General features: G+C 74.3%; 17 protein-coding genes. 10 read left to right on the top strand and 7 right to left on the bottom strand.

Annotated features, from left to right (window positions below; all coding sequences use genetic code 11):
- Nucleotides 1-105: 105 nt before the first annotated feature.
- Nucleotides 106-1,365 (top strand): urease accessory protein UreH domain-containing protein, encoded by a 1,260-nt coding sequence (locus tag ACFOWE_RS07660; RefSeq protein WP_377286358.1) that lies wholly within the window; start codon nucleotides 106-108, stop codon nucleotides 1,363-1,365.
- A gap of 93 nt (nucleotides 1,366-1,458) precedes the next feature.
- Entirely contained in the window at nucleotides 1,459-3,111 is a 1,653-nt protein-coding gene (locus ACFOWE_RS07655) for a sel1 repeat family protein (RefSeq protein WP_377286357.1), read from the top strand.
- Here ACFOWE_RS07655 and ACFOWE_RS07650 read toward each other — a convergent pair.
- Nucleotides 3,071-3,298 carry a hypothetical protein gene (locus ACFOWE_RS07650; RefSeq protein WP_377286356.1) on the bottom strand — a complete coding sequence of 76 codons (228 nt, stop codon included), beginning with the start codon at nucleotides 3,296-3,298 and terminating at the stop codon, nucleotides 3,071-3,073. The two genes, ACFOWE_RS07655 and ACFOWE_RS07650, sit on opposite strands and share 41 nt — an antisense overlap.
- A gap of 8 nt (nucleotides 3,299-3,306) precedes the next feature.
- A complete protein-coding gene (locus tag ACFOWE_RS07645) occupies nucleotides 3,307-4,701 on the bottom strand; it encodes an aspartate aminotransferase family protein (protein ID WP_377286355.1) in 1,395 nt (464 codons plus the stop codon).
- 258 nt (nucleotides 4,702-4,959) lie between these two features.
- On the opposite strand from ACFOWE_RS07645, the gene ACFOWE_RS07640 reads away from it, so the two are divergent.
- Nucleotides 4,960-6,309, top strand: coding sequence for a M20/M25/M40 family metallo-hydrolase (locus ACFOWE_RS07640; RefSeq protein WP_377286354.1), 1,350 nt, complete (start codon nucleotides 4,960-4,962; stop codon nucleotides 6,307-6,309).
- 65 nt (nucleotides 6,310-6,374) lie between these two features.
- Here the strand turns inward: ACFOWE_RS07640 and ACFOWE_RS07635 are convergent, their stop codons facing one another.
- Nucleotides 6,375-6,899, bottom strand: a complete 525-nt coding sequence (locus ACFOWE_RS07635) for a cysteine dioxygenase family protein (protein ID WP_377286353.1) — start codon at nucleotides 6,897-6,899, stop codon at nucleotides 6,375-6,377.
- Between the two features lie 330 nt (nucleotides 6,900-7,229).
- Here ACFOWE_RS07635 and ACFOWE_RS07630 point away from each other — a divergent pair, with 330 nt between their 5' ends.
- On the top strand, nucleotides 7,230-7,880 hold the full coding sequence (locus ACFOWE_RS07630) for a LysE family translocator (RefSeq protein WP_377286352.1): 651 nt from the start codon (nucleotides 7,230-7,232) through the stop codon (nucleotides 7,878-7,880).
- Here ACFOWE_RS07630 and ACFOWE_RS07625 read toward each other — a convergent pair.
- Nucleotides 7,866-8,168 carry a hypothetical protein gene (locus tag ACFOWE_RS07625; RefSeq protein ID WP_377286351.1) on the bottom strand — a complete coding sequence of 101 codons (303 nt, stop codon included), beginning with the start codon at nucleotides 8,166-8,168 and terminating at the stop codon, nucleotides 7,866-7,868. The genes ACFOWE_RS07630 and ACFOWE_RS07625 overlap by 15 nt on opposite strands.
- Nucleotides 8,169-8,483: 315 nt before the next feature.
- On the opposite strand from ACFOWE_RS07625, the gene ACFOWE_RS07620 reads away from it, so the two are divergent.
- Both ACFOWE_RS07620 and ACFOWE_RS07615 read left to right on the top strand, forming a co-directional pair.
- Nucleotides 8,484-10,466, top strand: coding sequence for a protein kinase domain-containing protein (locus ACFOWE_RS07620; protein WP_377286349.1), 1,983 nt, complete (start codon nucleotides 8,484-8,486; stop codon nucleotides 10,464-10,466).
- The gene (locus ACFOWE_RS07615; RefSeq protein WP_377286347.1) at nucleotides 10,466-12,460 is read left to right on the top strand and encodes a serine/threonine-protein kinase; all 1,995 of its coding nucleotides are present in this window, start codon (nucleotides 10,466-10,468) and stop codon (nucleotides 12,458-12,460) included. Before ACFOWE_RS07620 ends, ACFOWE_RS07615 begins: the two co-directional genes overlap by 1 nt.
- A 76-nt stretch (nucleotides 12,461-12,536) precedes the next feature.
- Here ACFOWE_RS07615 and ACFOWE_RS07610 read toward each other — a convergent pair whose 3' ends face one another.
- Nucleotides 12,537-13,508 (bottom strand): LacI family DNA-binding transcriptional regulator, encoded by a 972-nt coding sequence (locus ACFOWE_RS07610; RefSeq protein WP_377286346.1) that lies wholly within the window; start codon nucleotides 13,506-13,508, stop codon nucleotides 12,537-12,539.
- 530 nt (nucleotides 13,509-14,038) lie between these two features.
- Here ACFOWE_RS07610 and ACFOWE_RS07605 point away from each other — a divergent pair.
- Nucleotides 14,039-15,358, top strand: coding sequence for an ABC transporter substrate-binding protein (locus ACFOWE_RS07605; protein ID WP_377286345.1), 1,320 nt, complete (start codon nucleotides 14,039-14,041; stop codon nucleotides 15,356-15,358).
- 6 nt (nucleotides 15,359-15,364) lie between these two features.
- On the opposite strand, the gene ACFOWE_RS07600 is transcribed toward ACFOWE_RS07605, so the two are convergent.
- Together ACFOWE_RS07600 and ACFOWE_RS07595 are read right to left on the bottom strand one after the other, a co-directional pair.
- The gene (locus ACFOWE_RS07600; RefSeq protein WP_377286343.1) at nucleotides 15,365-16,717 is read right to left on the bottom strand and encodes an MFS transporter; all 1,353 of its coding nucleotides are present in this window, start codon (nucleotides 16,715-16,717) and stop codon (nucleotides 15,365-15,367) included.
- 127 nt (nucleotides 16,718-16,844) lie between these two features.
- Complete coding sequence (locus tag ACFOWE_RS07595; protein WP_377286341.1) at nucleotides 16,845-17,252, bottom strand: hypothetical protein; 408 nt, start codon at nucleotides 17,250-17,252, stop codon at nucleotides 16,845-16,847.
- Between the two features lie 85 nt (nucleotides 17,253-17,337).
- Between ACFOWE_RS07595 and ACFOWE_RS07590 the strand changes: the two genes are divergently transcribed.
- The 3 genes from ACFOWE_RS07590 (at nucleotide 17,338) to ACFOWE_RS07580 (ending at nucleotide 18,989) form a co-directional block, all read left to right on the top strand.
- On the top strand, nucleotides 17,338-17,745 hold the full coding sequence (locus ACFOWE_RS07590; protein ID WP_377286340.1) for an ArsR/SmtB family transcription factor: 408 nt from the start codon (nucleotides 17,338-17,340) through the stop codon (nucleotides 17,743-17,745).
- A 175-nt stretch (nucleotides 17,746-17,920) separates the two neighbouring features.
- Nucleotides 17,921-18,271 (top strand): metalloregulator ArsR/SmtB family transcription factor, encoded by a 351-nt coding sequence (locus ACFOWE_RS07585; protein WP_377286339.1) that lies wholly within the window; start codon nucleotides 17,921-17,923, stop codon nucleotides 18,269-18,271.
- A complete protein-coding gene (locus tag ACFOWE_RS07580; RefSeq protein ID WP_377286338.1) occupies nucleotides 18,252-18,989 on the top strand; it encodes an SdpI family protein in 738 nt (245 codons plus the stop codon). Before ACFOWE_RS07585 ends, ACFOWE_RS07580 begins: the two co-directional genes overlap by 20 nt.
- Nucleotides 18,990-19,112 lie beyond the last annotated feature (123 nt).

Raw genomic sequence — 19,112 nt, 5'->3', positions numbered from 1 at the left:
AGCCCGGACACACGAACATAACCCTGGGTGAGTGAAAAGTGACTGTTCGCGCTCTCCGGAGGAGGTTAGCGTTCGGGCCGTGGGCACCTGGGCGGGGGGCGTTCGTTGAGCGCGGGAGCGGTCGCGCTGTTCACCGGGGGGTTCGCCGCCGGGCTGGTGGCGGGCACCGCGTCGTGCACGGCGGTGCAGGGCGGGCTGCTGGCGGGGCTGACGCCGAGAGCGGGGCTGACTCCGGGCGCGGCCCGGACCCGACCGGCCCTCCGGACGGCCCGGACCCGGCAGACCCCTGAGACGCCCCCGACCCGGCAGGCCCCGGAAGCGCCTCCGAACCAGCAGTTCCCTGAATCATCCCCGACCCGGCAGGCTCCTGAAGCGCCCCGGGTCCAGGCGGTCTTCAGGGCGTCCCGGAGCCGCGGCTCGGGCTGTCACGCGCCTGCGGACCGGTCGGGCCCGAAGGCCGTGGCCCTGTTCCTGGCCGGGCGGTTCACCTCCCATGTCGCGGCCGGGGCCCTGCTCGGCCTGCTCGGCTCCGCCGTCCGGCCGGGGCCCTCGGCACGCGCCGTGCTGCTCGTCGCCGCCGGGATCACCGTCGCCGGTTTCGGGCTCCGCATGCTCGTCCGCAGGCGGGCGCCCCGCCCGCCGCGCGTGCCGGCCGATCCCGGAGCCGCCCCGGAGACCCGGTGTTCCGGCGCCCCCGCTCCCGAGAGCGCGGGTCCTGAGGGCTCCGGCCTTGGAACCGACGCTCCTGGAGCCGACGCGCCGCCGGGCGGCGCGTCACCGGGCGGGGCGCGGGCCCTGCTGCTGGGCGCGGTGACGATCCTTATGCCCTGCGGGGTCACGCTCAGCGCCGAGGCGGCGGCGGTGTCCACCGGCTCGGCGGCGGGCGGGGCGGCCGTCATGGCCGGATTCGCCCTGGGCAGCGCACCCGCCTTCGCGCTGCTGGGACTGGCGCTGCGGCGGCTGGCCTCGACCCGGCTGGCGGCGCTGGCGGGCGTGGCCGTACTGGTGACCGGCCTGTGGACGGCCGGCTCGGGACTCCGGCTGGGCGGCTGGCTCCCCTCCCCCGGCGCTCCGGCCGCGGCCGCGCCGACGGCAGGGCCGGCAGGCGCGAGCGGCGTCCAGCGGATCGAGATCTGGGCCACCGGCCGCGGCTACCGGCCCGGGGTCGTCACCGCCCGCGCGGGAGCGCCCGTCGAACTCGTCTTCCGCCTCACCGGCGCACCGGGCTGCACCCGGACGCTGACCCTCGACGGCCGGGACGTGGTCCTCCCCGCCACCGTACGGCTCGCCCCACGCGGTCCGGGATCGCTGCGCTACGTCTGCTCCATGGGGATGTACACCGGCTTCGTTAACTTCGTCGGCTAAATCCCCGGCACGGAAGCCCTGATTACGCTCCGCTTACAATCGGCCACATGCGAATCTGTGCCTTGTCGGCGAGGAGCCGACGGGGAGGACGACATGAGGTGGTGGCCGGACGATCCGGAGATGGCGACGGCGGCCCCGGTGCCCGCCCCTCGAGGCGTCGAGCACGGCAGCGGACGGGACGGCGGGAGCGACCCGGTGACCGGCGCCCCGGGCCACGCCTCCGCCGGTGACGGCGGCGCACGGCGCGGGCGCGGCCCGAAGACCCGCGGCCGTCACCGGCCGGACGGCGAGGAGCCCGGGCGTGCGGACTCAGGGCGCGAGGACCCAGGGCCCGAGGACCCAGGGCGCGAGGAGTTCAGGCGCGAGGACCCAGGGCGCGACGAGCTCGGAAGCGAAGACGAGACCACCCTGATCCTGGCCGCGCAGCGCGGCGACGCGCAGGCCGCGCATCTGCTCGGCCGCCGCCACGCGCAGCGCGGTGACCGCTCGGCGGCGCGGTACTGGTGGGAGCTGGCGGCGGCCGCGGGCAACCTGGACAGCGCCTACAACCTCGGCGTGTGGCACGACAAACACGGCGGCCTCGACGAGGCGGTGCGCTGGTACGAGCTGGCCGCGGGCGCCGGCGACGCCGAGGCCGCGCTGAACCTGGCGACGCTCCTGCTGGACAAGCACGGGGACCTGGCGGCGGCCCGGCGGTGGTTCGAGGCGGCGGCCCGCGCGGGCTCCCGGCCCGCCGCCCGGCGGCTCGCCCTGATCTGCGAGGACGCCGGCGAGACGCGGCAGGCGGCGGAGTGGCACCGCGGGGCCGCGCTCGACGGCGACCTGGCCTCCGCCCACGACCTGGGGTTCCTCGCCTACGCCTGCGGGGAGGAGGACGAGGCGCTGCGCTGGTGGGAGACCGCCGCCCGGGGCGGCCACGCGGGAGCCGCCTACCATCTCGGCCTGCTCCTGGCCGCGCACCGGGATCCGGAGGGCGCCGAGGTGTTCTACCGGCTGGCCGCCCAGCAGGAGCAGCCCGGCGCCGCCTCCCGGCTCGGCGCGATCGCGCTGTCCCGCGGGGACCTGCGCGCCGCCCGCGCCTGGTTCGAGCAGGCGGCGCAGGCGGGGCGGGTCGGCGACCAGCGGACGGCCGGGTTCGTGTGCGTGGGGCTGGACGACCCGCAGGCCGCGGCCCACTGGTTCGGCCGGGCGGCGGCCTGCGGAGACGCGGAGTCCGCCTTCAACTTCGGGTTGCTGCTCGTCGCCGAACTGGCCGACCTGGAGGGCGGACGGCACTGGCTCCGGCAGGCGGCGCTGGCCGGGCACCGGCAGGCCGCGGCGGAGCTGGAGGCGCTGCTCTCCGCGACCGGGGCGGCGCCCGAGCCCTGCGGCCCCCGCCCGGGCGAGCCGCGGCCGCAGGCGGCGGCGCCGCTGCCGTGGAACCGCGCCACCGAGCCCGAGCTGGTCGCGCGGGCGGAGCTGACCGCCGCGGCGACGGCCCGCCGGGGCGGCCCCGAGCTCCGTGCCGAGGACCTGACCGAGATCCTCGGCACCTGGGACCTGGTCACCCGGCCGCTGCTCGACCACACCTGCGTCGTGGCGTGGCTGACCGAGCGGAGCGGGCTGCATCGCGGCTCCGTCGAGCACCTCGGTTCGGTCCGGGCCACGCTTCTGCGGCCGGGCAGCGCGCCCTGGCCGACCCCGGCCGAGGTCGAGCACGTCCTGGTCACCGCCCGTGAGCTGCGGGCCCGTCTGGCGGCGGACTGATCCGGACCGCGGGCCCGGCGCGGCGACGCCGGATCCGGCGGAGCCCGTGCGGCTCATCCCTCCCGCGCCGGCGTAGCCCGTCCGCGCACGGCGGCACCGCGCTTGCCGGAGCAGTGCCGGTCAGCTCCGTGCCCGTCAGAGCAGTGCCGGTCAGCTCCGTGCCCGTCAGAGCAGTTCCGGTCAGCACCGTGCCCGTCAGAGCCGTCGCCAGGCCTCGGTCAGCACGGAGCGGAGGATCGACTCGATCTCGTCGAACTCCTTCGGGCCGCAGATGAGCGGCGGGGCGAGCTGGATCACGGGGTCCCCCCGGTCGTCGGCCCGGCAGTACAGGCCCGCCTCGAAGAGCGCCTGCGAGAGGAACCCGCGGAGCATCCGCTCGGACTCGGCGGCGGTGAACGTCTCCTTGGTCGCCTTGTCCTTGACGAGCTCGATGCCCCAGAAGAACCCGGAGCCGCGCACGTCGCCGACGATCGGCAGGTCGAGCAGGCGCTCCAGCGTCGCGCGGAAGACCGGCTCGTTGCGGGTCACGTGGCCGAGCAGGTCCTCACGCTCGAAGAGGTCCAGGTTGGCCAGGGCCACGGCCGCGGAGACGGGGTGGCCGCCGAAGGTGTAGCCGTGGGCGAACATCTCGGTGGGGTTCTTGAACGGCTCGAATAGGCGCTCGGATGCGATCATCGCGCCGATCGGCGAGTAGCCGCTCGTCATGCCCTTGGCACAGGTGATGATGTCGGGCACGTAGTCGAACTTCTGCCCGCCGAACATGGTGCCCAGCCGGCCGAAGGCGCAGATGACCTCGTCGGAGACGAGCAGCACGTCGTAGGCGTCGCAGATCTCGCGCAGGCGCTGGAAGTAGCCGGGCGGCGGCGGGAAGCAGCCGCCGGCGTTCTGCACCGGTTCGACGAAGACGGCGGCCACGGTCTCCGGGCCCTCCATCTCGATGGCGCGGGCGACCCGCTCGGCGGCCCAGTGGCCGTACTGCTCCGGGGTCATGCCGGGCACGCCGGTGATCTCGTCGGCGCGGTAGTGGTTGGTGTTCGGCACCCGGACCGAGCCCGGCACCAGCGGCTCGAACATCTGCTTGAAGGCCGGCACGCCGGTGATCGACAGGGCGCCCTGGGTGGTGCCGTGGTAGGCGATCTGGCGGCTGATGACCTTGTGCTTGAGCGGCCTGCCAGTGATCTTGAAGTACTGCTTGGCGAGCTTCCAGGCCGTCTCCACGGCCTCACCGCCGCCGGTGGTGAAGAAGACCCGGTTGAGGTCGCCGGGGGCCTGCTCGGCCAGGCGCCCGGCGAGCTCGGCCGCCTTGGGGTGCGCGTACGACCACAGCGGGAAGAAGGCCAGCTCCTGGGCCTGCTTGGCGGCGGCCTCGGCCAGCTCGCTGCGGCCGTGCCCGGCCTGCACGACGAAGAGCCCGGCCAGTCCGTCGAGGTAGCGCCTGCCGCGCGCGTCGTAGACGTAGGCGCCCTCACCCCGCGTGATCATCGGCACGTCGGCGTCGGCGTACGGACCGTGCCGGGTGAAGTGCAGCCACAGGTTCTCCTGCGCGGCCTTCATGATCGACGCCACGTCGGTGTTCTCGGGGTGCGTCATCGCCATCTTCCCTCGGTGAGCTGGGCTGCCCACAGTGTGCACATCCGGAGAGGGTCTTGACAAGTGAAAGCGTTGACACAGATCCGGATGACATTGGAATCCGAACCCCATCAATCCAAGTACAACGAAATCAGCGACACCTTCCGGTGGCCTGGCCGTCCGCGGCGGAGCGGCCCGCCGGAGACGGCGGAGAGCGCGGCCGGTCGGCGGCTGTGCTCCAATAGGGGGGAACCAGCTGTCGAGATGCGGGGGAGAGCGTTGACTCCTGACGAGATCGAGGGCGCCGTCGCCGCGGAGCTGCCCCGGGCGATCGATGACCTCAAGCGGCTCGTCTCCATTCCCTCGGTGGCCTTCCCCGGCCACCCGGAGGAGCCGGTGCGGGCGGCCGCCGCGCTGACGGAGGAGCTGCTGCGCGACGCCGGGCTGCCGCACGTCCAGCAGATCCCGGTGGAGGGCAGCTTCCCCGCCGTCTACGCCGAGGCCCCCGCCCCGCCCGGCGCGCCGACCGTGCTGCTCTACGCCCACTACGACGTCCAGCCCGCGGGCGACCCCGCGCTCTGGCGGACCCCCGCCTTCGAGCCGACGGAGATCGACGGGGCCGTCTACGGCCGGGGCGCCGCCGACGACAAGTCCGGTGTCATCTCCCACGTCGCCGCGCTCCGTGTCTTCCGGAGCCGCTTCCCGGTGGGCGTGAAGGTCATCATCGAGGGCCAGGAGGAGTACGCCGGGGAGCGCCTGGAGGCGTTCGTCGAGCGCAACCCCGAGCTGGTCCGGGCCGACGCGATGGTCATCGCCGACACCGGCAACCCGAGGGTGGGCGACCCGTCGGTGACCACCTCGCTGCGCGGCATGGGCGCGTTCACCGTCGAGGTCCGCACGCTCAAGGAGCCTCTGCACAGCGGCTCCTTCGGCGGCGCCGCCCCGGACGCCCTCGCGGCGCTCATCCGGATGCTGGCCGCGCTGCACGACGACCACGGCGACATCCGCGTCCCCGGCCTGCCCCGCGGCACCTTCCTGGGGGTCGGGCCGACGGAGGAGGAGTTCCGCGAGACGGCCGGGGTGCTGGACGGGGTCTCCCTGGTCGGCTCCGGCTCACTGGCCGACCGCCTCTGGGCGTCCTACGCCATCACCGTCACCGGCCTGGACGTGCCGACGGTCTCCGGGGCGATCAACGCGGTCCAGCCCATGGCGCGGGCCCGCGTCACCGTGCGCGTGCCCCCGGCGGGCGACCCCAAGACGACCATCGAGGCCGTGGTGGACTTCCTCCAGCAGGCCGCCCCCTGGGGCGTGCAGGTGGACTTCACCGACTACACGATGGGCTCCGGCTTCCTCGCCGACACCGCCGGCTCGGCCCGTTCCGCGCTCAACCGGGCCATGGAGCGCGCCTACGGCCGCCCGCCGCGCGACGTCGGCGCCGGCGGCTCGATCCCGCTGGTCTCCACGCTGGTGCGGCAGTTCCCGGCGGCCGAGGTCCTGCTCTTCGGCGCGGAGGACGACGGCGCCTCGATCCACGCGCCCAACGAGCGGCTGGTCATCGAGGAGCTCCGGCGCACGATCGTGTCCGAGGCCCTCTTCCTCCAGGAGTACGGCTCCGCGACCGCGGGCTGAGCGACGGTCGTGCCTCCCCGGCGGGTCCGGGGAGGCACGACGGCACCGCCGCACGGCGGGCCCGGTCAGCGCACGGGCAGGTCGTAGTCCCGGCGGACGCTGCTGGGGTGGCGGCTGAGGTCGACTCCGTAGACGTGCAGCGAGACGGCCGTGGTCGCGCCGGTGTTGCGGACCCGGTGGATGTCTCCGGGCGGGGCGAAGCCGCTGACGTCGCCCGCCCGGTTGAGCGCCCGGCCGACCTCGGTGAGGTGGTCGCCGCGGTCGCGGTAGAGCGTCTCGTCCTCGACCCCCTGCAGGATGCCGAACGCGCACCAGGCGACGTGGTCGTGGATGCGGGTCCCCTGACCGGCCCGCCAGACGATCCCGACCACCGAGAAGGCCGCCTCGGTGTGGAGGGTGTGGCGGGTGTAGGTCTCGGGGGAGCCCTCCCGCTCCCGCTCGGTGAGGATCTCCGGTGAGGGCAGCCGCTCGCGCAGCACGCCCGCGACGGCGAGGGCCGTCTCACGCGGCCCGGCGGTCCGGGCCGTCACCTCCCGGATGCCCGCCACCAGCTCCGCCAGGCCGGGACGGGCGAGTGTCGTCGTTCCCATCCCTCCAGCGTGCGCCCGGCGACCTGCGACGTCCAATGCCTGTTTGCCCACCAATCCATAGATAAAGCGATACATCTTCGACATCGCACGGTTCCGCGTGCCCGCGGTCCTCCCGGCCTCCCCGGTCCCGGTGGCCCGAGCCACCGCGCATCCACCGCGTATCCGGCGCGTATCCGGCGCGACTCGGTGCACCCCGCGCGCCGCCGGTCCCGGCACCCCGGCCTCCCGGGCCGTCGTGCATCCCGGCCGCCCGGGCCGCCGCCGTTCCGGCACGGGTCCCGCCGGAAAATCGGAGGCGATCACAGCCGGGGCGGACCTACGCTCCCCGGTATGCCGGATCTCGCAACGCTCGCCCTGTTCTCCGCCGCGACGCTCGCCCTGCTGGTCGTGCCGGGCCCCGCGGTCGTCTACATCGTCACCCGGAGCGTCGCCCAGGGCCGGAGCGCCGGGCTGGTCTCCGTGCTGGGCATCCACGCGGGCTCCGTGGTCCACGTGGCCGCCGCCGCGCTCGGTGTCAGCGCCCTGCTCGCCGCCTCCGCCACCGCGTTCACGCTCGTGAAGTACCTCGGCGCGGCCTACCTCGTCTGGCTCGGCCTGCGCAAGCTCATGGCCCGGGCGGAGAGCGGCGAGGCCGTCGAGCCGCCCGCCGCGAGCAGGCGCCGCGTGTTCTGGGAGGGCTTCGTGGTCAACGTGCTCAACCCGAAGACCGCGATCTTCTTCCTCGCCTTCCTCCCCCAGTTCGCCGACCCCGCCGCCGGTCCGATCGCCCCGCAGATCCTGCTCCTCGGCGTGATCTGGATCATCCTGGGCATGGCCAGCGACGGCGCCTTCGCCCTGCTCGCCTCCGCGCTGGCCGGCCGGCTGCGCCGCTCCGCCCGCGCCCGCCGCCGTCTGGACGTCACCAGCGGCGCCGTCTACCTCGGCCTGGGTGCCGTCACCGCGCTCACCGGCGAGCGCGCCGCCGCTTCAGGGACGGGGTGAGACGCGGGTCCAGCCCTTGCTCCAGCCCCGGCTGGATCGGCCGGTCGCTCCCTGGCACCTGCGGCACACCTCGCGCACCTCGGCGGCCGAACCGCCCGACTCCGGGAAGGTGTCCGGCCACCGCACATGGTGGAACCGGTACAACCGGGACCTGCTGAGCGCCAGGCCGCACAGGGTCTGATTCGTCCCCGGCCGCCAGGCGTGCACCTCGCCCGCGGGCATGCGCACGCCGTTCTCGTCCACCCACTCGCCCGAGGCCGCGACCGAGGGCTCACCGCGTGCGGGCATGGCAGGCCTCCTCTCCGCCCGGCTTCCCGGAGGCCGGGCCAGGCCGGGCCGTTCCCGGCCTGCGCCCGGCTGTTCCGGGGCGCGCCGCCGTCCTCCCGCCCCTGCCCGCGCCCGGCCGTTCCATGCGGCCGGGCACGGCCCGGCGACGGCCGTCCCGTCCCGCGGGTCCGGCGGAACCCGCCTCCGCACCCGGCGTGGAAGCCGTCCGGCGCGTCCGGGAACCCCGGCGGATGATCGGGGAACGACCTTCTCCCCCGTACCAGCCACACCCATAATGGGTGATCTACGGCTTCTCCCCCGAGAACGGGACATCCCATGTCACGTGCCGCACCACTGACCCCGTCCGACCCATCTGAGCTGGCGGGACACCGGATCATCGGCAGGTTCGACGACGCCCGGCCTCAGGACGCCTACCTCGCCGAGGATCCCTCCGGCGCCCAGGTGATGATCAGGCTGCTGCCCACGGGAGCGGATCCCGACCGGTTCCTGAACGCCGTGGAGCCGCTGCGCGGCGTCTCGGCGTTCGGCGTGGCACAGGTGCTGGGCGGAGGAGTCCACGAGGGCCGGCCCTATCTCGTGAGCGAGCACGTCGAGGGCGCGACCCTGGCCGAGGCGGTCGCGGCGGACGGCACGCTGGGCGGCGCGGCCCTGGACCGGCTGGCCATCGGCACGATGGCCGCGCTGGCCGCCGTCCACCGGGCCGGCGCCGTGCACGGCGGCATCCGTCCGGAGACCGTCCTCCTCGGTCCCGGCGGCCCCGTCGTCACCGACTTCGGCCTCGTGGCGGCGCTGGCGGCCGTGGAGGGCGCACCGACCAGGCCCGTCGGCCTCCCCGCCTACCAGGCTCCCGAGCTGCTGGACGGTGCCGCGCCCGCCCCGCCGGCCGACGTGTTCGCCTGGGCGGCGACGGTGGCCTTCGCCGCGACCGGCGCCGCCCCGTTCGCGGGCGGCACGGTGGCCGAGACGATCAACCGGGTCCTGCGCGACGAGCCCGACCTGTCCACCGTGCCCGGGGAGCTGGGCGCGGTGCTGGCGCAGTGCCTGGCCAAGGACCCCGCCGCCCGGCCCACCGCCGGCACGGTCCTGCTCCGGCTGGTCGGCGAGGCTTCGCTCCTGGAGGCCGCCACGGCCATCGCCACCGGCCGGGTCTCCGTCGCGCCCGCGGAAGCGTCCACACGGCCCACCGCGCCGTCCGGCGGACGCGGCCGGCGCGCCCTGCTCATGGCCGGGGCCCTCCTCGCCGCGGCGGCCGTCTCCGGCACGACGGTGTACCTGGCGGTGTCGCCGGGACCCGCGGAGAGCGGGCGGGCCGCCGGAGCGTCGCCCTCCCCGCCCGCCGGCTCGCCCGCCCCGGCGGGCACCGCCCCGGCCCCCGCCGTGACGGCCTCGCCGACCGCCGCGTTCTGGTCGAAGGTCGAGAAGCCGAACGCGGAGGTCGAGCTCGCCGGCACCTCCGTCACCGTCCACGAGCACCCGTCCGACCCCGTCAAGCTCAGCGCCTACCTGATGGCCAAGCAGCCGTACACGTCCTACCTGCGGGAGCGGTCCGGGAGCTTCCGTCAGGTCGGCACCGCGGAGGAGCCCGCACCGTCCCCGGACGGCAGGTGGCTGGCGCTGAACCCGTGGCTGAAGTTCGCCGACTCCGACCACGACCACGTGCGGCTGAACGACCTGTCCACCGGGGAGCAGTTCACGGTCGCCACGGTCGAGCAGCCCCTGCAGACGATGTTCCCGGTCTGGTCGCGCGACGGCTCCCGGCTGCTGATGTCGATCCTCGACCCGGAGAAGAAACTGATCACCGGTTTCGTGCTCGTCGACCCGGCCGCCCGGACCGCCACCGCCGTGGAGGCCGAGTACTTCGACGACGCGGGCAGGCCGTTCACCTTCATGCCCGACGGCCGGGTCGCCCGCGCTTTCTCGGACGGCAGGCGGGTCGGGATCAACGTCTACGACGTCTCCGGGCGGGTGGCCAGATCGCTGCACTGGGTGGGCAGCCCGCAGAACACCACCTGGTTCTCCCCCTCCGGCGCCCTCTTCGCCACCCTCTGCCCCAGGGGCGACGGGACCCTCTGCGTCTGGAGCACCGCCTCGGGCGACCGGCGGGCGACCGTCACGCTGCCGCCGAAGGCGGAGTGGCACGGCTGGTTCAACGAGCAGCACGTCATCGTGCGGGTCCCGCACAAGAAGGGCACCCGCTACCGGCTCGTGGACCTCCTCGGCGCCGTCGGGCGCACGCTGGTCGACATGCCGAAGGCGAAAGAGGCCGTGCTCAGGTTCGACCCGGTCGTGCCGCGCTGATGCTCTCCGGCCCTCCACTCTCCGAGGATCCGCGGCCGCCCGAGGGCTACCGCCTGCTCGGCAGGCTCGGCGCGGGCGGGCAGGGCGCGGTGTACCTCGCGGAGTCCGCCGCGGGCGAGCGCGTCGCGATCAAGCTGCTCCATCGGCGCGCCGAGGGCGACCTGGGCCCGTTCCTCGCCGAGGCCGAACTCATCCGCAGGGTCCGGGCGTTCTGCACCGCCCAGGTGCTGGACTCCGGAGTGGCCGACGGCCTGCCGTACCTCGTCACCGAGTACGTCGACGGGCCGAGCCTGGCCCAGGTGATCTCCGAGCGCGGCGCGCTGCGCGGGGCCGAGCTGGTCCGGCTGGTCTTCGGCACGCTCACCGCGCTGGCCGCCGTGCACCAGGCCGGAGTGGTGCACCGGGACTTCAAACCGGCCAACGTGCTGCTCGGCCGGGACGGGCCGCGGGTGATCGACTTCGGGATCGCCCAGCTCCTGGACGCCGCCCCCGGCTCCGGCGACCTGGTCGGCACGCCGCCCTACATGGCCCCGGAGCAGTTCGACGGGTCGGGTGCCGGGACACCCGCGGACATGTTCGCCTGGGCCTCCACCGTCGTCTGCGCGGCCACCGGAAGTCCTCCGTTCGGGACCGGGCCGACGCCCGCGGTGATCAACCGGATCCTGAACGCGCCGCCGGATCTGGGCGAGGCGGCGGAGCTGGACGGCGAGCTGCGCGAGCTGGTGACCGCCTGTCTGGACAAGGACCCCGCCCGGCGGCCCACCGCGGCGGGCGCCCTGATGCGCCTGCTGGGCAGCCGGGTGCCCGCGCGGGAGATCCTCCCGGAGGGCAGCCGCCGGGCCGCGCCGGACCTCCCGCCCGGGGGAGATCCGACCGCACCGCGGACCCCGCCCGGAAGGAGCCCGGCCGGGTCACCGGACGCCCCGGGGCGGGCGCGGCGGGGCGTCCGGCGGGGGTGGACGGCGGCGTTGGCCGCCGCCGGGCTGCTCGCCGGAGGCCTGCTCGCCTTCCGCCTCCTGCCCGCGGACGGCCCGCCCGCCCCCTCCCCCGTGCCGTCCTCCCCGCCCGTCCCCCTCGCCCCGCCGACCATGGCGGCCGTCTCGACGACGGAGACCCGCCTCGCCGGAACCGGGATCACGTTGCGCGAGAACCCCGCCGACGAGATCTGGGTCTCCTCCTACCAGGACTGGCGCGACAACCCGGACGGGAAGACGAAAGCCCTGCCCGGGTTCCTGCGGGATCCCCGCACGGGCGCCTTCCAGCGCGCCGGGGCGCTGCGGGTCACGGTGGCGGCCCCGGGCGGCCGCCTGGCCGCGTCGCTCTCGAACTCCAGCGTGGTCGCGTCCGACTACGACCGGATCACCATCACGGACCGGACCTCCGGAGCCTCCTACGACATCCGCACCGTGGACCGGCCGCTGATCACCTTCAACCCCTCCTGGAGCGACGACGGCACCCGGATCCTGCTCACCGTCTACGCGGAGGTCAGGAAGGACGCGCCGAGCGTCGGCTTCGTGGTCGTGGACCCGGTCGCGCGCACCGCGCGGATCACCCGGATGCCCGCCGCCGGTCCTCACCCCTACGTGTGGGGCGTCGAGCCCGGCACCGTGCTGCACCGGGGCTCCGGCGGAGCGGTCCGGGTGCACCGGCTGGACGGCCGGCCGCTGCGGACGGTGCCCGGGGTGGGCGACCTGCATCGGGGCGGCGCCGTCACCGCCCCCGGCGGAGGCCTGTTCCTGACCTCCTGCCCGGACGCGCCCCGGGACACGTGCGTCTGGAACTACCCGTCGGGCACCCGGAGAGCCCGGATCCGGACCGGGGAGCGGACCGAGGTGCGCGGCTGGCTGGGCGCGGAGCATCTGATGGCGGTCCGCCGGGGGGAGAAGACCTCCGAGGTCGTGATGCTCGACCTGTCGGGGAAGACCGTCCGGGTCCTCGCCGACGGGCCGGCCTCCGACATCGACATGATCGATCTGTGGTACACGTCCCGGTAGCTAGCGGCCGGCCCCGGAGAAGGCGGGGCCCGCGGACGGGGGGGGAGACCGCGGTCGCGGGGACCGCGGGGCGGGGCTACAGCGGAGCGGGCCCGGTGGACTCGCGGACGACCAGGCTGGTGGCCAGGGTGGCCAGGGTGGCGGTGCCGCCGTCGCCGACCGACTGGAGCAGCAGGTCCACGGCCATGCGCCCGGCTGCGGCGGCGGGCATGGCGACGGTCGTGAGCTTGGGCCGGCTGAGCCGGCCGGGGACGATGTCGTCGACGCCGACCACGCTGACGTCGGCGGGCACCCGGACCCCGCGCTCGTGGAGCCCCTCGATCAGTCCCATGGCGACCAGGTCGTTGTAGGCGAGCACCCCGGTCGCCCCGGAGGCGGTCACCTCCGCGGCCGCGGCGAGACCGCCCTGCTCGGTGGGGGCGTTGGGGCCGAGGAAGACCAGGTCGACCCCGCTCGTCGCGGCGGCGGCCTCCCGCATCTGCTTGCTCGTCCACGACCCGCTCGGCCCGGAGATGAGCGCGATCCGGCGGTGGCCGAGCCCGGCCAGGTGCTCGATCGCCAGCCGGGCGCCCTGGCCGACGTCCATCAGCACCGTCGGCATGCCCTTGACCTCGCGGTTGACCACGACGAACGGCACCTCGGCGCGGAGCCGCTCGATGGTCCGGTTGGACAACCGCGGGCTGCAGAGCAGCAGCCCGTCGACCTGCTTGGTGAAGGCCTTGATCAGCTCCTCCTCCACCTGCGGGTCCTCGTCGGTGTCGGCCACGAACACGTAGTAGTCGCGGGTCCTGGCGTGCGCCTGGGCCGCCTTGATCAGCGGAGGGAAGAACGGGTTGGAGATGTCGGCCACGATCAGGCCGAGGTTGTGGGTCCGGCCGGTGGTCAGCGCCCGCGCCGCCCGGTTGGGCCGGTAGCCGAGGTCCTCGGCCGCCGCGAGCACGCGGTTGCGCGTCTCGGGGTTGACGAGGTGGGGCGCGGAGAAAGTGCGGGACACCGTGGAGACGTGCACCCCCGAGGCCTGCGCCACATCCTTGATCGTCGCTGCCACTGCGCTCCCGTCCGCTCCTTCGTCCGGGTCCTTCACCGGGCCTTGGAGCAGGTTACTGCAAGCGGTTGCAATTTTGTCAACGCCGCTTTGCCGAGTCCCACCGGGGTCGCGGAGCGACCCCGGCACGGAGCGTCAGCGATCTTCGGTGAGCCGGTGGTTGCCGAACCTTTACCGAATTGAGCACTTGACGTTCCGCTGTGATTTCCGCCATGTTTCACGCAACCGATTGCAGACATCCACCACGGACTGAGGAGTGGCCGGTCATGGCACCCACCACGGCGGATCCCCGGATGCGCCGCCGTCGGATCCGTGCGGCCCGGACACCTTATCCGCTGGCCGCACCGGACGTCATCGCGATGCCCTGCCTCCCCGTGCCGATCGGCTCCGCCCCCGCACCCGGCGGGCCGCCGGGGGGCCGCGCGGCGCCCCGCGGACTCACGAGCACAGCGATGCCGCGGGCCAGGACGCGGGCCAGGACGCGGGCCAGGACGCGGGCCAGGACGCGGGCCAGGACAGAGAGGTACGAACCGATGACCACGCGCTCCACGCGCCTGACGGCCCTCGCCACCGCGGTCGTGCTCGGGACCGCCCTGGCCGCGTGCGGCTCCGACGAGCCGGGCTCCGGCATCGACGGCAAGACGGTGATCACCTTCTGGGACGACAACGGCGGCCCGGCCCGCACCCCCGTCTGGCAGCACATCATCGCCGAGTTCCAGCGTGCCAACCCGACCATCGAGGTCAAGTACGTCAGCATCCCGATCGCCCAGGCCCAGCGGAAGTACGACGCCGCGATCGCCGGCGGCGAGCTGCCCGACGTGGGCGGCGTCTCCACCGCGATGCTGGCCGGCCTGGTGGCGCAGGAGGCCCTGGACCCGGTGGACGACCAGATCTCCGACGGCGCGCTGAGCGGCAAGCTGAACGAGCAGGTGGTCAACACCGTCAGGGCGACCGTGCCGGACGGCAAGATCTACATGGTGCCGCAGGCCACCAACCTGGGCGTGATCTGGTACCGGACGGACTGGTTCGCCGAGGCGGGCCTGGAACCGCCGCAGAACTGGAACGACTTCTACGCCGCGGCCGAGAGGCTGACCGAGGCGGGCGGGAAGCGCTACGGCTACACCATCAGGGGCGGCGCGGGCTCGATCGCGCAGTTGCTGGAGGTGCTGTACGCGCAGTCCGGCATCACCGAGATCTTCGACGCCTCCGGCCGGTCCACGGTCAACGACCCGAGGAACGTGGCGGCGCTGGAGAGGTACGTGGCCCTCTACCGGAAGGCCACGCCCAGGGCCGACGTCGGCAACGACTACGTGAAGATGGTCGCCCAGTTCGACGGGGGCAACATCGGGATGATGCAGCACAATCTCGGCTCGTACAACGACCACGTCAAGACGCTCGGCAGGAACAAGGTCGCGGCCATGGCCCTGCCGAAGTCCGGCAGCGGGGTGCACACGGTCCTGTCGAACCCGGTCACCGGCATCGCGCTGTTCGCCGCCGGCGAGAAGAAGGAGGCCGCCTTCAAATTCGCCGAGTTCGCCGCCTCCAAGGCGATGAACAGCTACTGGGCGGAGAAGACCGGCCTGCTGCCGGCCAACGTCGAGGTCAACGACGAAGCCTGGCTCAGAGACCTGCAGCACATCTCCACCGCGGTCAAGGTGCTCAACGACCCGGCGACCAAGGTCGTGCAGATGCCGTACTACCTGCCGGAGTTCAACACGATCACCAAGACCGACGCGGAGCCCCAGTTCCAGAAGGTCCTGCTCGGCCAGTTGCCCGCCCAGGACTTCCTGGACGGGATGGCCGCCAAGCTGACCGAGGCCCAGGCCGCCTACGCCGAGCGCACCGGCGGCTGACCCGCCTCACCCCTCCCAGCGGCGCAGGGCGGGCCAGGCCAGCAGGCTGACCAGCAGCCGCAGGACGGCGCAGACGAACCAGGGCGCGACCAGTCCGTACGCGTCGGCGACCAGGCCGCCGCAGACCGCGCCGAGGGGGATCGCGCCGAACGCGATCATCCGGCCCGCTCCGCCGACCCTGCCCAGCAGCTCCGCCGGGATCAGCCGCTGGCGGAGCGAGGAGGACATCACGTTCCACAGCGCCACGGCCAGCGAGAAGACCGTGAACAGCGCGACCACGGTCACGGCGTTCCTGCCGGCCAGGGCGATGGCCAGCCAGCTCAGCGGGATGGCCAGCTGCATGCCCAGCGCGACCGACCGGCCGCCGAGCCGGGCGACGACACGGCCCGCGACCATGCCGCCCACCACGCCGCCGACCGCCATGGCGGCCACCAGCACGCCGTACCCGCCGTCCCCGACGCCCAGCACGTCGCGGGCGAACAGCACCAGCGTGGCCAGAGCCATGGTCTCGCAGAAGTTCCCGGCCCCGGCGATCAGCACGAGGGTGCGGGGCAGCCGGTTGCGGGCCAGCCAGCGCAGTCCCTCGCCGATCTCGGCGAGCATGGGCCCGCGCGGCCGGGTACGGCCGACGGCGCCGTCCGCCCGGATCCGGGTGATCATCAGAAGCGCCAGCAGGAACATGACGGCGTCCAGCCAGAACGGCGCCGGCATGGCCAGCGCGAACAGCGCCGAGCCGAGTGGCGGGCCGCCGAACTCCCGCAGGACCGACTCGGTGGCGACCCGGCGCCCGTTCGCCGTCTCCAGCTCCGTCTTCGGCACGACGGAGACGATCAGCGCCTCGCTCGCCCCCGTGACCACCAGGCCGGCCGCGCCGACGCCGAAGGCCAGGACGAACAGCATCCAGATCCGGGCCGCGCCGAGGGTCACCAGCAGCGCCAGCACGGTGATGAGGAGGACGTGCACGGCCTGGGCGGCCATGAGCAGGCGCCGCCGGTCGAACCGGTCGACCCAGGCGCCCGCCGGGAGGCTGAGCAGCAACCAGGGCAGAGTGGCGGCCGTGGTGACGCCGGAGACGAGCAGGGGGTCGCTCGTGGTCGCCGCGGCGAGCAGCGGCATGGCGGCGACGAGCGCGCCGTCACCGAGCGTGGACAGGGCCCCGGAGCCCCACAGGTGGCGCCAGTCCCGGCCCAGGCCCTTGGTGGGCCGGCCCTCGGCGGACGGTCCTTCGGCGAGCGGTCCTTCGGCGGGCGGTCCTTCGGCAGGCCGGCCCTCGGTGGGCGGACCTCCAGTGGGCGGACCTTCAGTGGGCGGGCCCCCGGCGGAGGCCGGAGGGCCGGCAGGGGTGTCAGCGATGGTCATGCCGGACAGACTGCGCCGTACCGGGCCGGCGAAGTTATTGTTTAGCCGGTTCTACAACGTCGGAGGGCTCGTGGCGGTCACCATCGCGCTGTCCCGGGCGGAGGTGGCACGGGTCCGGTTCGCCGCCTCACCGCTCGCCGAGACGGTCTTCGCCGTCAAGCTGCTGCTGCGGGACGGCGCCAACGCGGCCCATCACCGCTGGACCCGCCGGGCCAGGACGGCCCTGGCCGGCGATCCCGACCTGCCGCTCCTGGCCGAACTGGTCTCCGCCTGCGTGCCGGCCTTCCTGCTGCCGCCGCCGGACGGCCCGGCGCCCGGCTTCGCCGAGGAGCTGGAGCGGGTGCGCGACGCCCCGCACGACTACTTCCACGCCGAACTCGACGGGGTCTTCGGGGCGGGCATGCGCCCGGACCTGCGCGCCGACCCGGCGGCGGTCCTGGACCGGCTGGCCCGGGCGCTGGAGCGCCACCACGACCGGCTGATCGCCCCGCACTGGGGGCGGATGCGGGCGATCCTGCTCGCCGACCTCGAGCACCGGGCGCGCGCTCGCCGAGCACGGCGTCGAGGGCCTGTTCGCCGCCCTGCACGAGGACATCACCTGGCGGGAGGGCGACCTGGTGGTGAGCGGGCGGCGCGAGCCCGGCTCCTTCACCCTCGACCTGGGCGGGCACGGCCTGGTGCTCTTCCCGACGATCTTCTGCTGGCCGTACGTCTGCATCGACATGGCGCCGCTGGCCGCCGGGTCGCTGCGTTACCCGGCCCGCGGGCTCGGCACGCTCTGGGAGCCCGCGGAACCGCTGCCCGAGGGCCTGGCCGCGGTGCTGGGCCGGACGAAGGCTGCGCTGCTGGAGGCGCTCGGCGAGCCGCGTCCCACCGGGGAGCTGGCCCGGCACCTGGGCATCACGGCCAGCGCGGTCTCCCAGCACCTGGGCGCGCTGCGCCAGGCGGGCCTGGTGACGACGCGCCGCGACGGCCGTACGGCCCTGCACCTGCGCACCGAGCGCGGCACCCGCCTGACCCAGGCTTGAGTCCCGTCCGGCGGGCGTTCAGCGGGACCACCGCGCCCGGACGCCCGGAAGGCCGTCGGAGACCGCGGGCGAGGCCGCCGTGACGGCGAGCCCGGCGACGCCCACCACGGTGGTGATCAACGCCTACGACCGTCATGTCCTATAATTCGGTTATTAGCTAATTAAGGAATGAATGATGAACGGGGTCTACGAGGCACTGGCGCACCCGACGCGCCGCCGGATCCTCGCGCTGCTCCGGCAGGGCGACCTGCCGGCGGGTGAGATCGCCGCGCACTTCGACATCGCCAAGCCGACACTCTCCGGGCACCTGCGCATCCTGCGCGAGGCCGGCCTGGTGTACGGCGAGCGCCACGGGACCTCGATCGTCTACCACCTCCACCTGTCCCTGCTGGAGGAGTCCTTGGGCGCACTGCTCGACCTCTTCAAGATCGGCCAGGCCGCGGCGGACGACCCCGTCCAGCCCTCGCCGCCCTCCGCCCCCACCGGAAACGGAAGGACGACGACCGATGACGGCGAACACCTCTGACACCTATGACACCTCTGACACCTCTGGCGACAAGCGCATCGACCTGCGCCCCGGACTGATCGGCAGCGCCGTCGCGCTGCTCGTCTCGGCGGGCCTGTCCGTCTGGGGCTGGAGCACGATCCCCGACGGCGCGCGCATCCCGATGCACTGGAACGGCGCCGGGGAGGTGGACCGCTACGGAAGCAAGACGGAGGCCCTCCTCACGCTTCCGCTGGTCATGGCCGGGATCTGCGTGCTCATGGCCGTGCTGCCGCTCGTCCTGCCCCGGCAGAAGGGCCTGGCGGGCTCGGCGCGCGCCTACACCGCGGCCTGGCTCGGCGTGCTTGTCCTGATGACCGGCCTGCACGCGGCCGAGATCATCAACGCCACGGGCGGCGGGATCCCCACCCCCCGGATCGCCATCGCCGGGGTGGGCCTGCTCCTGGTGGTGCTGGGCAACTACCTGCCCAAGACGCGCGCCAACTGGGTCGTCGGCGTGCGCACCCCCTGGACGCTGCAGAGCGAGCGGTCCTGGCGGCGCACCCACCGGCTGGCCGGATGGCTCTTCGTCGGTTTCGGCCTGCTCCTGCTCGCCTTCGCCTTCCTGCTCCCCCTGTCCGCCCTGGTCCCGGTCATCATCACCGGTGCCGTCCTGTCCGGAGTGGTCCCGGCCGCCTACTCCTGGTGGACCTGGCGCGGCGACCCCGACGCGGAGGACTCCCCGGCCGCCCGGCGGTGAGCGGGCACGGACCGGACACGGGCGGCGGACCGGACACGGGCGGCGGACGGCGGACCGGACACGGGGACCGTGCGTAGGCCGGCCGGCGGACCGGACACGGGCCGGGCATGGGCCGGGCGGGGG

The organism is Planomonospora corallina (genome assembly GCF_042650625.1).
In the GTDB taxonomy this organism is placed as follows: Bacteria; Actinomycetota; Actinomycetes; order Streptosporangiales; family Streptosporangiaceae; genus Planomonospora_B; species Planomonospora_B corallina.
Note: the sequence above shows the minus strand (reverse complement) of the source record. Positions and strands in the feature narration are given on the sequence as shown.